Here is a 14,263-nt window from a genome sequence, read left to right as displayed (position 1 = left end):
GGAGGTAACACCATGAGTAACGAATTAATTTTTCTGGTTTTGATATTTGTAACGGTGATTTTCTTATCGCAATCGTTATTTGTGTCTGTCTACAACCCACAACGAGCTAAAACCAAAGAGCTGCGTAAACACCTGGCAGACATGGCCCGTAATCAGGAATTCAAGCATTCAGACCTGTTGCTGGACAACAAAATTAATAAGTTGCCACCGGTATTTCGAGCGATGGAAAGCTGGGGTTTTATTAAGGACCTGACCTATAAAATGGAGCTTGCCAATTATAAGTATCTCGGCCATCAATATTTCTTATTATCATTGTTTTCGGCGCTCGCGGTAACGCCTTTGGTGTGGTACTTCACCCGCGATATTCTGTATGTGCTTATTACCTTTTTGATTATATTTTCGTTGTTTATCGTCAAGCTAAATCGCGATATTAAAAAACGTCTGGAAAAAATTGAAGAAGAGTTTCCCGAGGCCTTAGATGTTCTCAAACGAGGATTACAGGCCGGTTATGCGTTTTCTGAATCGTTAAAGCTAGTATGTGATGAAACCAATGGTGAATTGCGTAGAGAATTTAACTATCTATTCCAATTAATCAATTACGGTACCGATATTAAAACGGCGTTATTGCTGTTTGTGCAACGGGTACCTATCACCTCTGCGATGGCCTTTGCCAGTGCTATCAGTATCCAAAAAGAAACCGGTGGTAATCTGGCGGAAAAAGTGGAAACCCTGGCTCGGGTGATTCGTCAGCGTTTTACCTTTAAGCGACGGGTCAGGACCTTGTCGGCTGAAGGCAGGATGTCCGCCTGGATTTTGGTACTGACGCCATTTGTGTTGTTTGCTTTTATTTACATTAGTACGCCCAGCTATCTAAAAATGCTGATCAGTACTGAAGATGGGATCTCGCTACTCAAGTGGGGCGCTCTGGCGATGATTATCGGCATCGGCTGGATTAATAGATTATTACAGCTGGATGTATAGGAGGAGGCATGGAATATATTAATAGTTTGATTTACAGCGTTACCCAGGATCCACAATTGTCGCAATGGGTGGTTCTCGGTTTGGCTGCAGCAGCAGGTATTACCCTGGCATTGGCAGTGAGTTATTTGTTATCCAGTGTTTTTTCTCCGGCAAAAGCGGAATTAAAGAAAATCCAAAGTGAAGGAATCGGTGCCAATACAGGTGGCGGTTTTAATCAGTCCCTGGAGCATGGATTAGACAAAGTCCCTTTTATCAAAAGCTCATTTGTAGGAGACAGCGACGCCAAGCGCTTGCTGATTCATGCTGGTTTCCACTCTGAAAATGCGCTGAAAATCTACAATGCTTTGAAGTTGTTGTTGCTGCTCATCAGCATTGCTCTTTGTACAGTAGTCCTGAGGTTATTCCCGGACCTGTCATTCATTCTGTCAATTTATGTCATTGCCCTGATTGTCGGTATTGGATACCTACTACCGGGTATTATTCTCACCTACCTGGCCGATAAGCGAATGCAAAGTTTACGAAAGCATTTTCCAGACGCTTTGGATTTACTCGTCGTTTGTTGTGAATCAGGTTTAGGGTTATTGGAATCCTTTCAACGGGTCAGCAACGAATTGAAAATCGCGCATCCGGTGCTGTCTCACGAACTGAATTTAGTCTGTAGCAAAGTTCGGGTCGGTTACTCGCTGCAAGAAGCTCTGCATGAATTTTCAGAACGAACCGGCCTTGAGGATATCCGCGGCCTAAATTCCGTTATCGTGCAAAGCTTAAAACTGGGTACAGGTATTGCCAGTACCTTGAGAATTTATGCCGAAGAATATCGCGATAAACGCATTCAGGAAGCCGAAGAAAAAGCCGCTAAGCTGGCGGTGAAGATGGTTTTCCCAATGATTTTTTGTATCTGGCCAGCGTTTTTTATTGTTGCCGTTGGCCCAGCAATTTTAAAAGTTATGTCGGTTTGGGATGTGGCGTTTTAGGAATCAATAAAATGAAAATACAACGATTTTATATTCTATTGCTAGTGGTAATAGGCCTGCTTTCGGGCTGCGAGACCACGCAACAGCAAACCACTAATCCACAGCCATCTACAAACAGCGAGTTTGCCGGTGAGTCTCAGGCCAATAAAGGCATTAACGTCAACTCCAAAGGCCAGGCAATTGAGCGAGCTGAAGAAGCCAAACGCGGTCGTGATTATGAAAGAGCCCTGTATTACTACATTCAGGCACTCGAGTTCGATCGCCAAGATGCGGATATCTATTTTCAGATTGGTGAGATACACCGTCGTTTACAAAATCTTGAAGTTGCAGAGAAAGCTTATTTAAAAGTCTTGCAGTTTGAGAACGAGCATTTAGGGGCGCACAAGGCGCTGGGCGTTTTATTTATGGTGCAACGGGATTACCTGGAAGCTCAGCGTCATTTGCAAAAGGCCATAAGTTTGGATCAAATTCGACTTCGACAGCAGGCCGAGACTGCCAAACACAACCCTCAGACACAGTTAAAAACCGTGTATCAGTCCCTGGATGACAAGTCACCAATCGAGGCTTATGTTGTTACTGGCGTTATCGAAGATATCCAGGAAAACCACCCTCAGGCGAGAAGCTATTATCAGTTGGCGCTGCAATACAAACCTAAATCTGCGGTTTATCTTTCTAATCTGGGTTACTCGTTTTATTTAACCGGTGATCTGATAATGGCTGAGCGCTATTTTAAACGGGCAATTAATTTTGATTCGACCTTTAAACGGGCCTGGAGTAACCTCGGCTTGGTGTATGCGCGCCAGGGGCAGTACGAAAGGGCGATCAAAACCTTTAAACATATTATGCCGGAACATGATGCCTACAATGATCTTGGTTATTTCTTGATGTTGGAATCGAACCTGCAACTTGCAGAACGTTATTTAAGGAAGGCGATTAACTTATCTCCTACCTATTTCGAAAAGGCTAATTTAAATCTGGAGCAGGTGGAAATGCTGCAACGCGACCAATGGCAGGCGCAACAGTCTCGAAAACTAGGCTCTGAAAATATTCCGGCGGGAAATCAACAGACCGAAGAGAGCGTAAACAGCACATATCGCTGAAAGTTGCATACGAATTCTTAACAGAAATATGACGTAACATCATAAGCCAATATTGCTTTTTTTATAGATTTTGTAATTATCGTCTCTCTTGCGGTTATTGTTAGATAGTTTCTGTTAAAGATGGGATGAAATATTATGAGTGTACAGTTGGTGGCTGAAGGCAAGGAACTGATCACTGAATCTGAACAGGGTTCGGTACATCAACAGGTCATAAATGGTAAGTTAGTCTATCTGACCATTTCTCACAAGTTATGTGAAGCCAAGGTTTCCTTATTCGGTGGGCAGGTCGTCTCCTGGCAACCCAATGGTCACCGTGAAGTTTTCTGGCTTAGCAAAAAAAGTGCATTTGATCAGTCTCGTCCGATTCGCGGGGGTATTCCAATTTGCTGGCCATGGTTTGGTCCATTAGTAAACGAGACCAGCCATGGTTTTGCCCGCAATAGTGACTGGCAGTTAGGCGATATACAATTAAATCCTGATGGTGTGGTTGTGCAGCTAAGTCTTGGTAAAAGTACACATCCTAACTGGCAGGGAACCTTTCAACTGATTCAGACGCTGCAGTTCAGCGATACCTTTAGTCAGGCACTAACAATGAAAAATTTATCGGCTGAGGCGCAAAATTTAAGCTTTGCTTTGCACAGTTATTTTGCTGTGAGCGACCCAGAGCTGGTAACCATTCCATCACTTGCTGACAGTACTTATGAAAACAAGGTGTCAGGATTGAAGCAGTGTCAACAGGTAGGCCAGGCCAGCGGTCTTGGGCCGGTTGATAATATTTATCAAAACAGCAAATCGGCAACGCTTATCGATAAGGGCTGGGGCAGGGCGATAGAGATTAACAAAAGTAATGCCAATCAATGGGTGCTGTGGAACCCTGGGCCAGAGACTGCTGCCGGTATGGCTGATGTTCATCAGCACGGGGAACAGGAATTTGTTTGTCTCGAAGCGGCAAACACGCAATGGTTTGCTCTTGACGCTGGCGCTGAAATTACCGCGAGTCAGGAAATTAAAGTCTATAATCTTTAGCCACTAGCACGCTGGTAAACTAGCTTCTTGCGCACGATATAAAATCGCTCCTAGCATGCAATCGTAGATTGCGCCAAGAGAAAGCAAGAGCTAGGGTGGAAGAGGGAGGTGGAAGACAGTTCTTCTTTCCACTGCGATGCTGGACACTTGCAACGTACACGCGCTTTTAAATACCGTCATTTCCAGCTACGACTGGAAATCAAAGCCTCGGCCTAAGCTTGAGATCTCCTTTTTCAAGGAGATGACGTGGTTAGAGGTTTTTCTTTTTGTGGCGATGGGTACTTAGCTTTTCTTCTACCGAAAATTGCTCCTCGATAACTGCTCCTGCGTTATTCTACCCACATACATCCATGTATTAGTGCGTTATTCTACCTTCGCACATCCATGTCCTCGTGCATTTTCGGCATATAGGTCATCCTTGGCCAAAACCGAAAATTGCATCATAAACCCGTCATTTCCAGCTACGACTGGAAATCAAAGCCTCGGCCTAAGCTTGAGATCTCCTTTTTCAAGGAGATGACGTGGTAAAAAGCTTCCAAGCTTTTTTGATGGTGTCAGAATCTTCTTCCACCTCCCACTTCAAACTTCCCACCGACGAAGTCTCCCTCCTCAAAAGCGATGATGTGTGAATATCATCGCTTAGTTAATTTATTCGCAAATGGTGGTTCAGGAGTTGTTGGGTAAAAGCGGTTTTTAAATAAAACCCTCGGGGAAGCGTCTGAAAAGGACGGCCGTTTTTATCGAACGCTTTGGTTTTTGCCTTGCTGTTAGCCGCTTTTGGTCTGAGTTGTAACACTTGACCATAAGTGCCATTGATTTTTTCCACCTCACCCAGCACTATCATATCCGTCAATTCCTGCCAGTCGGCTTGCATCAGTGCTTCTTCCTGTGGATTTGGCTGCCATAAAAATGGCGTGCAGATAACCCGCTCACCAACGGGAAGCTGGCGTTCTGAAATAATCGGTACCCACAACACTTTCGCCATTTTCTTTTTCACATGACTGGTTTGCCAGGTGACACCGGTTAAGCCAGTGAGCGGCGCGACACTGACAAAGGTTGTTTCCAGCACTTTCGCCTGACGATTAATGGGTAGGGTTTTTAGTTCAATGCCGAGTTCAGGAAAATCCGGTAATGGTTTTGAACCGGCACTGGCACCAAGAGCTTTCTCCAATAACAAGCCAATCCAGCCTTTCTCTTTGTTAAGGTTATCCGGCACTCGCACCTGCAACTGCATCGCTAACTCGCCAAGTGTTAGCCCGGATAAGTTTTGAGCGGTTTGCAGCAATTGGCGTTCGGTTTCTGGGGTTAGCACAGTGTTGTCAGCTTAACTGGTTGAATTGCCTTATTATCGGAAGCTTTGCCAGGTGAGGCAACAAATAAATCCATGCAATATTTGCTCAACGGCAAAGATTGTGGAAGAATCAAGTTATACAACATTTTTTTGAACGGGAGTTCATGTGATTGATGCCGAAGGCTATCGAGCCAATGTCGGCATAGTGATTACAAACGGTAAAGGACAAGTCTTTTGGGCTCGTCGATTCGGCCAGCATTCGTGGCAATACCCACAAGGTGGTGTAGATAAAGGAGAATCGGCCGAACAAACGATGTACCGGGAGTTATACGAGGAAGTTGGATTAAAGCCTCATCAAGTAGAAATAATGGCGAGTACCAAACACTGGTTAAAGTATCGCTTACCAAAACGGTTAATTCGTCATGACAGTAACCCTGTTTGTATTGGACAAAAACAGAAATGGTTTTTGCTGAAACTGATCTGCAAGGACGAGGACGTTAATTTACTTCACTCTTCTCACCCGGAATTTGATGACTGGCGTTGGGTGAGTTATTGGTATCCGGTGCGCCAGGTGGTGTCTTTCAAACGCGAGGTATATCGTCGAGTGATGAAGGAGTTTGCGCCGATTGCATTACCCGCAATGAGACGCGACATTCCCCACCGTAAAGAATCGTCAAGGCGTGATCCAAAACGTCGCCATTACAAGTGATCATTATGTATTGAGAAAGCTGTGTTATCACAGCTTTCTGTTTTTAAGGCTAGGCAAAATTATTCCTTTATATGGAGTGGTTTTTACCAGCCACACAAGGGAATAATTTAACCCACTGATTCTGAATTAGAACGACAGTTGTTATTGTTACTGTAAACTAAGGGAACATATGCTAACCACATTACGACGAATTGTATTAGCGTTTGGGCAGGAGCCAGAGCTCGACTCGGCTTTGCAGACCTTAGTTTCGCAGGTAAAAAGGGCAATGGATACTGAATGTTGTTCGGTGTATCTTGCCAACCAGGAATTACAGCACTTCTTACTTATGGCCTCCGATGGCCTTGCCAAAGATTCTTTGGGCCAGGTTCGAATTGGCTTTAATGAAGGCCTTGTTGGCCTAGTCGGACAGCGGGAAGAGCCGATCAATATTGCTAATGCGCAAGCCCACCCCAGATTTAAGCATGCCCCGGAAGTAAAAGAAGAAGCCTTCAATGCCTTTTTAGGCACGCCCATTATTCACCAACGCCAGGTGCTGGGCGTGATATCGGTGCAACAAACCGAATCCCGTCAGTTCAATGAAAATGAAGAAGCGTTTTTAGTAACCCTTGCCGCCCAGTTGGCGACAACCTTAAGTAGTGCCGAGTCCCGTGGTGTTATCTCGGCAATGTGTAAGCGGGTAGATAAAACTCACATTCGGGCGATTCCCGGTGCCAGTGGTCTGGCTATGGGACATTGCTACGTTAGCCGGCCATTGGCGGATTTACGCCGGGTTACGCCGACAAAACAGGGCAGCAAAGCGAAGCAAAAGAAACGGTTGCGCATTGCCATCGCACGTACCTATCGTGATTTAAGTAAAATGCGTTCACGTATGCAAGGCACTATACCCGGGGAGACGCTGGATATTTTTGATATGTACCAGCAAATGCTCTCGAGCGCCAGTATTGGCGATGATGTGGAAGAGCATATCGATGCCGGCTGGAATGCAGAAAGTGCCCTGAAACTGGTTATTGATGGCTATGTCGTGCAGTTTGAGGCGGTCGATGATCAGTACATTCGAGAACGGGCTGTAGATATCAAAGACTTAGGCAATCGAGTGCTGTTGCATTTACAGGATTATCAGCAAAAGCATACCCGGCTGCCAAAAGACCTGATTTTGGTTGCCCAGGAAGTCACCGCGTCAATGCTGGCGGAATATCAACACAAAAACCTCAAAGCCATCGTTTCGTTATCGGGTTCGATCAATTCTCATGCCGTTATTCTTGCCAGGGCGCTTGGTATCCCGGCAATCACGGGAGTTGGTGATATCCCTCTGACCGGTTTTAGCGAACGATTTGCCATTATCGATGGATACTCGGGAGAAATATTCCTGTCGCCAAGCGCTGAGCAGGAATCTCATTATCGGCGTTTGATGGCTGAAGAGACTGAATTGCAGCAACAAGTCAGAAGCGTAACCGAGTCTGAATCGGTTACCGAAGACGGTACGTCGATCGAATTGTTAATGAATGCCGGTTTGGTGGCTGAGTTTGATCATACAATGAAACATGGCGCGTCAGGGATCGGTCTTTATCGTACCGAAATAGCATTTATGGAACGCAGTAGTTTTCCTTCTGAACAGGAGCAAGTTCAGGCTTATCGAAATGTGTTGACGTCGTTCGTCAGCCAACCAGTGGTCATGCGCACTTTGGATATCGGTGGCGATAAAACCTTACCCTATTTTCCGATTCAGGAGGATAATCCTTTCCTTGGTTGGCGCGGCATCCGTGTTACCTTAGATCATCCGGAAATATTTCTGGTTCAGGTAAGGGCGATGATTCGCGCTAATGTTGACCAGAAGAATTTGCAGATATTGCTGCCGATGATCAGTTCATTGCAGGAAGTGGATGAAGCTTTGCGATTGATTAATCAGGCCTATCAGGAAATTCAGGCCGAACAGGCAAGAATCATCGAAAAACCACAAGTTGGGGCAATGCTGGAAGTACCATCATTGATTTTTCAAATCCCGGAACTGGCGAAACGGGTGGACTTTTTCTCAGTCGGTAGCAATGATTTGACTCAATATTTACTTGCCGTAGACCGCAACAATGGCCGGGTATCTTCGCTTTATGACGCCTATCACCCAGGGGTACTCAGGGCATTAAACCTGATTGCCAAAGAGTCAGCAGCGCACAATATGTCAGTGTCATTGTGTGGGGAACTGGCGGCGGAACCTGGTGGCGCGATTTTACTTTTAGCGATGGGCTACGACAAGCTGAGTATGAACAGTTTTAATATTCCCAGGATTAAATGGGTGATTCGTCACATATCTTATCAACATGCCAGACAGATGCTGGAAACTTGTTTACAATTAGACACGGCAGTTGCCGTTCACCAATATGTTGACAGTCAATTAGATCAGCTCGGCTTTGGTGGTTTTATTCGCGCTGGTAAATAGAGTTTATCGGTTGTGATTTAACTTTTTCAGATAATCAGTTTTCAGATGTTTTTAACAGTTTTTCTTATTTGTATGGCACTCGGCATGATAGTTGGCTTTCTCGCGGGCTTACTTGGCATCGGTGGTGGGCTGATTATTGTGCCGGCATTGGTGTTCGTGTTACCTATGCTAAATATCGAAGGGGAAATTGCTCTGCATATCGCCCTGGCAACCTCTCTCGCTTCTATCGTTGTCACTTCATCAACTGCGGCTTTCAATCATTATAAGATTGGTAACATACCTCTGCCACTGGCAAAAGTACTGATGCCATTTGTCGCGATCGGCGCGGTATTAGGGGCAATTATTGCGGACGAGTTATCGACGAAAGTATTAACCGTATTCTTCTCTAGTTTTGTGATCTTGTTGGCCTGCTACATGTTGCTGTCAATCCGTCAGACTGTGCATCGCTCATTGCCAGGTAAAGGCATATTGCGCGCGGTTGCCTCTTGCACCGGTGTGGTCGGTAGTCTAATGGGGATCAGCGGCGGTGCTGTGATGGTACCGTTTTTAACCTATTGTGGGGTAAATATTCTCAGAGCCATTGGGGTTTCTACAGCCTGTGGTATGATTGTTTCCCTATTCGGTACGGTCGCCTATATCATTGCCGGACTAGGACATGGGAACACCCCAGACTGGAGCATTGGGTATGTATATTTACCAGCGGTTCTCGGGATATCACTGACCTCGACGATTTTGGCCTCATATGGGGTAAGACTGGCGACACGACTACCGGTAAAAACGATAAAAAAAGTATTTGCTGCCTTCTTAATTGTGGTGGCAATCGAAATGATGATTTAACAGGGATTGCATATGAATTTTGCGGCGATTCAATTACCGGAAATTAACCAGGTTATTGTGGAATTTGGTGGGGTGGCTCTGCGTTGGTACGGCATGATGTATTTAGTGGGCTTTGTGCTGGCCTTGCTCATTGCTAACAAGGCTGCCGATCGTAGTAATGGGTTATGGACCCGAGACCAGGTTGGCGACCTGTTATTTTACGGGTTTTTAGGGGTGATTATCGGCGGTCGCGTCGGTTATGTATTTTTCTATCAGTGGGATCACTTTGTTTCCGATCCGCTTTATCTCATTGAAATCTGGCAGGGTGGAATGTCCTTCCATGGTGGCCTTATCGGCGTAATACTGGCGATAGTGTTCTTTGCCCGTGAAGAAAATAAGAAATTCCTCGAAGTAGGAGATTTCGTTGCGCCGCTGGTTCCTCTTGGTCTTGGTGCCGGTCGCATTGGTAACTTCATCAATGCTGAGCTTTGGGGCCGTGAAACTGATGTTCCATGGGCGATGATCTTTCCAAATGATCCTGAACAATTGCCACGTCATCCATCACAACTGTATGAGTTTTTCCTCGAAGGCGTGGTGCTATTCGCTATCATTTACCTGGTTTGTAAAAAGCCACGTCCAACCGGGTTGGCATCGGGATTGTTCCTTGCCGGGTACGGGTTATTCCGGATGTTTATTGAATTCTTCCGTGAACCAGATGCACATTTAGGCTTTGTGCTCTCACAACTTTCCATGGGGCAATTATTATCATTACCTATGGTTGTTGTCGGTATCGGACTTATTATCTGGGCTTTAACTAAATCCAGCGTACCGCAGCAGCCAGTCAGTAAAAAGAAAGTATCTAAAGCTAAGGGGATGGCAAAATGAAGCAGTATTTAGATTTATGTCAGCGTATTCTTGATGAAGGCGAGTGGGTTGAAAATAAGCGTACTGGCAAGCGCTGCCTGACGGTGATTAATGCGGATTTGACCTACGATGTTGCTGGCAACAGATTTCCTTTGATAACCACACGCAAAAGCTTTTATAAAGCCGCGATAGCTGAAATTATTGGTTATATTCGCGGTTATGACAATGCCGCTGATTTTCGCGCCTTAGGCACACCAACCTGGAATGCAAACGCCAATGAGAACAGTGACTGGCTAAATAACCCGCATCGCAAAGGTGAAGATGACATGGGCCGCGTCTATGGTGTTCAGGGACGTTCCTGGCAAAAGCCTGATGGTGGACACGTTGACCAGTTGGCAAAGATTGTCGAAAACCTGAAAAACGGGATTGATGATCGCGGTGAAATCCTAAGCTTTTACAACCCAGGTGAGTTTCATATGGGCTGTTTAAGACCATGTATGCATACTCATAACTTTTCGTTGTTGGGCGATACCTTGTATCTAACCAGCTTCCAGCGCTCGTGTGATGTGCCGCTAGGTTTGAATTTCAACCAGATTCAGGTGTTTACCTTCCTGGCATTGATGGCGCAAATCACCGGTAAGAAGCCTGGTAAGGCTTATCATAAAATCGTTAATGCCCACATATACGAAGATCAGTTGGATTTAATGCGTGATGTACAATTAAAGCGTGACCCGTTCCCGTCGCCGGAGCTAAAAATTAATCCAGATATCAAGTCACTCAAAGATCTTGAAACCTGGGTAACCATGGATGACTTTGAAGTAGTGGGTTATCAACATCACGATCCGATTCAGTATCCATTTTCGGTTTAATAAGCGGAAAATGGAGAAGGTGACAATGGTGACAGACTCAATAACGGTACTGAGTCAGGTGTCAGTTCGAAATAGAATTCGAACGGTGTCAGTCCGGTATTAATATTTTCGGACAGTTGAACAGCTGCTTTTCAATTTAAGCAAAGGCTCATCGTTGTCACCGCGAATGATGTCACCTAAAAACACGATGGTTGGAGTGTTTTATCCACCTGCGCAGCTTAATAAACGGAAATGGAAAAGGTGACAATGGTGACATACTCAGTAACGGTACTGAGTCAGGTGTCAGTTCGAAATAAAATTCGAACGGTGACAGTCCGGTATTAAATATTTTCGGACAGATGAACAGCTGCTTTTCAATTTAAGCAAAGGCTCTTCGTTGTCACCGCGAATGCTGTCACCTAAAAACACGATGGTTGGAGTGTTTTATCCACCTGCGCAGCATACTTCTGCAACAGTAAGACCGTTAACGCTCTTACTTAATTTTCTGGCATAAAAAAACCGGCTATAAAGCCGGTTTTTTCATTCACTTAAAACTTATAATGCTTTGATAGCAGCATTTAAGCGGCTCTTAGCACGAGCAGCTTTGTTTTTGTGAATCAAGCCTTTACCTGCCAAACGGTCAAGGATAGGAGAAGCAGCAGCGAACTCTTTGGTTGCAACTTCTTTATCACCAGCTTCGATTGCAGCGATAACTTTTTTCACGTAGGTGCGCATCATTGAGCGGCGACTTGCATTGTGTTGGCGACGCTTTTCAGCTTGGATAGCGCGCTTCTTAGCAGACTTAGAGTTAGCCAAGGTAAACTCCTAAATATTTAAAATAAGATAGCCATAATTTAAGGCGGTGAAATATGCCTGTTTTTTCTGCTGATGTCAAATGTTTTATGGTATTCATTGATAAATCATTTGATCGCTAAAAATGCACATAGTCGGGTATCCTGACAAGGATTATTCCACAATCATCGCACCACCTGATTTAATGTCGCCATTATAATGGAAAAGCTTGTCAGCTACGAGGGGTGTTACAAAAGAAAAAGGAATGCATTTAGGTTTCAGGTATCAAATGGCGAACGGCCTTAATCTCAGCTTTGAGCACGTTACACTCCTAGCACGCTGGCAAGCCAGCTCCTGGCACACGATTAAAAATCGTTCCTGGCATGCAATCGAAGATTGCGCCTGGAGAAAAGCAAGAGTTATGGTGGAAGAGGGAGGTGGAAGACAGCTTTTCTTTCCACTGCGATGCTGGACACTTCCTAGATACAAGCGCTTTTAACTACCGTCATTTCCTGCCACGACAGGAAATCTAAACTCAAGGCATTTCGTTGTCACCAACGTTAGTTCGTCACCCGAAAACCTGACAGCGAGATGGTTTTCTCACCGAAAATTGCTTCGGCATATAGGCCTTCCCTGGCCAAAACCGACGCAGTCTTCCTCTACAACAGCAATGATACTAGTCCTAGTGTCATTGCTTAGCCTTGTGTTAGCATTATCGACATTAACCACATTTGTGGCTTCAAAGGAATAATAACAGGAGCATAATCGTTTGAGTAAACGATTACTGAAATCAGGCATTATCGTCAGTGCCATGACATTGATATCGCGTGTACTTGGATTGGTTCGGGACATGGTTGTCGCCAATTTTATGGGAACCAATGCCGGCGCCGACGTTTTTTTCTTCGCCAACAAAATCCCCAACTTTTTACGAAAACTATTTGCTGAAGGTGCTTTTGCGCAGGCATTCGTACCAGTGTTAAGTGAGTATCAGGCCAAAGACGATAGTGAAGCTCAAACCAGAGAACTGATTGCCCGGGTTAGTGGTACGCTTGGCGTTATTTTAACGATTGTCACCCTCATCGGTGTGATCGCATCCCCGGTGTTGGTCGCCTTGTTTGGTTTTGGCTGGTTCTTAGATTGGCTAAATGGTGACAGCGGTGGTGAGAAGTTTGAGCTGGCATCGGTATTGTTAAAGATAACGTTTCCTTATCTTTGGTTCATCAGTCTGACAGCATTGTCCGGAGCAATCTTAAACACGTTAGGGAAGTTTGCAGCTGCCGCATTTACGCCGGTATTGTTAAACGTGTGTATTATCCTGGCGGCGATGTTTGGTGCTGATTATTTTGCACAGCCGGCATTTGCTCTGGCCTGGGGGGTCTTTCTTGGGGGCCTGGTACAATTTTTATTCCAGATACCTTTTCTATTGCAGGCCAACTCTCTGGTAAGGCCTCGATGGGGATGGCAACACCCGGGCGTTCAGAAAATACGCAAACTCATCATTCCCGCGCTGTTCGGGGTTTCCGTAACGCAAATTAACCTGCTGTTAGATACCTTGATAGCCAGTTTCTTAATTACCGGCTCTATTAGTTGGCTGTATTACGCAGACCGGTTACTGGAATTTCCACTCGGTTTGTTTGGCATCGGTATCGCCACCGTTATTCTTCCCAGCTTATCCCGGTTACATGCCAACCAGAATCCGCAGGAATTTTCGCAGACCATTTCCTGGGCATTGCGCGTGGTAAGCTTACTCGGCTGGCCGGCATTAGCCGGTTTAATGATCCTAGCGCAGCCGATCATCATGGTTTTGTTCATGCGTGGTGAATTCACTCAGTTTGACGTGCAACAGGTATCATTTGCGCTTTGGGCGTATTTATGCGGCTTACTGAGTTTTATGTTCATTAAGGTACTTGCGCCAGGGTATTACGCCCGCCAGGATACCAAAACTCCGGTAAAAATAGGCATTATCGCTATGGTTGCCAATATGGGCTTTAATCTGGCTCTGGCGCCGATATTTGGCTACGTCGGCCTGGCAATGGCCACGGCGATGTCAGCCACGCTTAACGCGTTCTTGCTGTATCGTGGCCTAAAAACACTCGGGGTCTTTGAGCTCAATAAAGAAACGCTGATGGTGATAGCTAAAATGATAGTGTCAACATTGGCTATGAGCGCGGTGCTTTGGTATTTGACACCGGAATTTGAACATTGGTTGCAGGCGCAATTACTAACGCAAATTTTATGGCTAACCGGACTAATTCTTCTTGGTTGTCTGATTTACGTGCTGTCACTGTTAGTCTGCGGCATGCGACTTCGTCATTTTATCGTTAAAAGCGCATAAATTAGTTGCTTCGAGATGCTGATTATTAACGCACACTGATATATAATTCGTCGGTTTTTAACGCTAATAGTCAAACTCCGGTCCGCAAGCTGAACA

The 14,263-nt window shown here is 45.2% G+C and carries 12 protein-coding genes; 10 read left to right on the top strand and 2 right to left on the bottom strand.

Translation table 11 applies throughout. The features are described from left to right. Positions 1-12 precede the first annotated feature (12 nt). The 4 genes from FNC98_RS12355 (at position 13) to FNC98_RS12340 (ending at position 4,081) form a co-directional block, all read left to right on the top strand. Entirely contained in the window at positions 13-981 is a 969-nt protein-coding gene (locus tag FNC98_RS12355) for a type II secretion system F family protein (protein ID WP_143581526.1), read from the top strand. A gap of 8 nt (positions 982-989) precedes the next feature. After that, positions 990-1,955, top strand: coding sequence for a type II secretion system F family protein (locus FNC98_RS12350; protein ID WP_143581525.1), 966 nt, complete (start codon positions 990-992; stop codon positions 1,953-1,955). Between the two features lie 11 nt (positions 1,956-1,966). Beyond that, complete coding sequence (locus tag FNC98_RS12345; protein ID WP_143581524.1) at positions 1,967-3,055, top strand: tetratricopeptide repeat protein; 1,089 nt, start codon at positions 1,967-1,969, stop codon at positions 3,053-3,055. 135 nt (positions 3,056-3,190) lie between these two features. Next, positions 3,191-4,081 (top strand): D-hexose-6-phosphate mutarotase, encoded by an 891-nt coding sequence (locus FNC98_RS12340; protein WP_143581523.1) that lies wholly within the window; start codon positions 3,191-3,193, stop codon positions 4,079-4,081. Between the two features lie 643 nt (positions 4,082-4,724). On the opposite strand, the gene mutH is transcribed toward FNC98_RS12340, so the two are convergent. Further along, positions 4,725-5,393 carry a DNA mismatch repair endonuclease MutH gene (mutH, locus tag FNC98_RS12335; protein WP_143581522.1) on the bottom strand — a complete coding sequence of 223 codons (669 nt, stop codon included), beginning with the start codon at positions 5,391-5,393 and terminating at the stop codon, positions 4,725-4,727. Between the two features lie 145 nt (positions 5,394-5,538). On the opposite strand from mutH, the gene rppH reads away from it, so the two are divergent. From rppH to FNC98_RS12310, 5 genes are all read left to right on the top strand, one after another. Then, the gene (gene rppH / locus FNC98_RS12330; RefSeq protein ID WP_143581521.1) at positions 5,539-6,081 is read left to right on the top strand and encodes an RNA pyrophosphohydrolase; all 543 of its coding nucleotides are present in this window, start codon (positions 5,539-5,541) and stop codon (positions 6,079-6,081) included. A 169-nt stretch (positions 6,082-6,250) separates the two neighbouring features. Then, complete coding sequence (gene ptsP / locus FNC98_RS12325) at positions 6,251-8,512, top strand: phosphoenolpyruvate--protein phosphotransferase (RefSeq protein ID WP_143581520.1); 2,262 nt, start codon at positions 6,251-6,253, stop codon at positions 8,510-8,512. Positions 8,513-8,557: 45 nt separating this feature from the next. Continuing rightward, the gene (locus FNC98_RS12320; protein WP_143581519.1) at positions 8,558-9,349 is read left to right on the top strand and encodes a sulfite exporter TauE/SafE family protein; all 792 of its coding nucleotides are present in this window, start codon (positions 8,558-8,560) and stop codon (positions 9,347-9,349) included. A gap of 12 nt (positions 9,350-9,361) precedes the next feature. Continuing rightward, positions 9,362-10,213 carry a prolipoprotein diacylglyceryl transferase gene (lgt, locus tag FNC98_RS12315; RefSeq protein WP_143581518.1) on the top strand — a complete coding sequence of 284 codons (852 nt, stop codon included), beginning with the start codon at positions 9,362-9,364 and terminating at the stop codon, positions 10,211-10,213. Further along, positions 10,210-11,061, top strand: coding sequence for a thymidylate synthase (locus FNC98_RS12310; RefSeq protein ID WP_143581517.1), 852 nt, complete (start codon positions 10,210-10,212; stop codon positions 11,059-11,061). The genes lgt and FNC98_RS12310 overlap by 4 nt, the downstream gene beginning before the upstream one ends. 534 nt (positions 11,062-11,595) lie before the next feature. Here the strand turns inward: FNC98_RS12310 and rpsT are convergent. Then, on the bottom strand, positions 11,596-11,856 hold the full coding sequence (gene rpsT / locus FNC98_RS12305; protein ID WP_143581516.1) for a 30S ribosomal protein S20: 261 nt from the start codon (positions 11,854-11,856) through the stop codon (positions 11,596-11,598). Between the two features lie 745 nt (positions 11,857-12,601). Between rpsT and murJ the strand changes: the two genes are divergently transcribed. Next, a complete protein-coding gene (gene murJ, locus FNC98_RS12300) occupies positions 12,602-14,167 on the top strand; it encodes a murein biosynthesis integral membrane protein MurJ (RefSeq protein WP_143581515.1) in 1,566 nt (521 codons plus the stop codon). Positions 14,168-14,263: the final 96 nt, after the last annotated feature.

This window comes from Thalassotalea sp. PS06 (assembly GCF_007197775.1).
GTDB lineage: Bacteria > Pseudomonadota > Gammaproteobacteria > Enterobacterales > Alteromonadaceae > Thalassotalea_A.
Note: the sequence above shows the minus strand (reverse complement) of the source record. Positions and strands in the feature narration are given on the sequence as shown.

Coding starts and splice junctions, on each gene's coding strand:
- FNC98_RS12355 (WP_143581526.1), top strand. CDS start 13: ATGAGTAACGAATTAATTTTTCTGGTTTTGATATTTGTAACGGTGATT.
- FNC98_RS12350 (WP_143581525.1), top strand. CDS start 990: ATGGAATATATTAATAGTTTGATTTACAGCGTTACCCAGGATCCACAA.
- FNC98_RS12345 (WP_143581524.1), top strand. CDS start 1,967: ATGAAAATACAACGATTTTATATTCTATTGCTAGTGGTAATAGGCCTG.
- FNC98_RS12340 (WP_143581523.1), top strand. CDS start 3,191: ATGAGTGTACAGTTGGTGGCTGAAGGCAAGGAACTGATCACTGAATCT.
- ptsP (WP_143581520.1), top strand. CDS start 6,251: ATGCTAACCACATTACGACGAATTGTATTAGCGTTTGGGCAGGAGCCA.
- FNC98_RS12320 (WP_143581519.1), top strand. CDS start 8,558: ATGTTTTTAACAGTTTTTCTTATTTGTATGGCACTCGGCATGATAGTT.
- lgt (WP_143581518.1), top strand. CDS start 9,362: ATGAATTTTGCGGCGATTCAATTACCGGAAATTAACCAGGTTATTGTG.
- FNC98_RS12310 (WP_143581517.1), top strand. CDS start 10,210: ATGAAGCAGTATTTAGATTTATGTCAGCGTATTCTTGATGAAGGCGAG.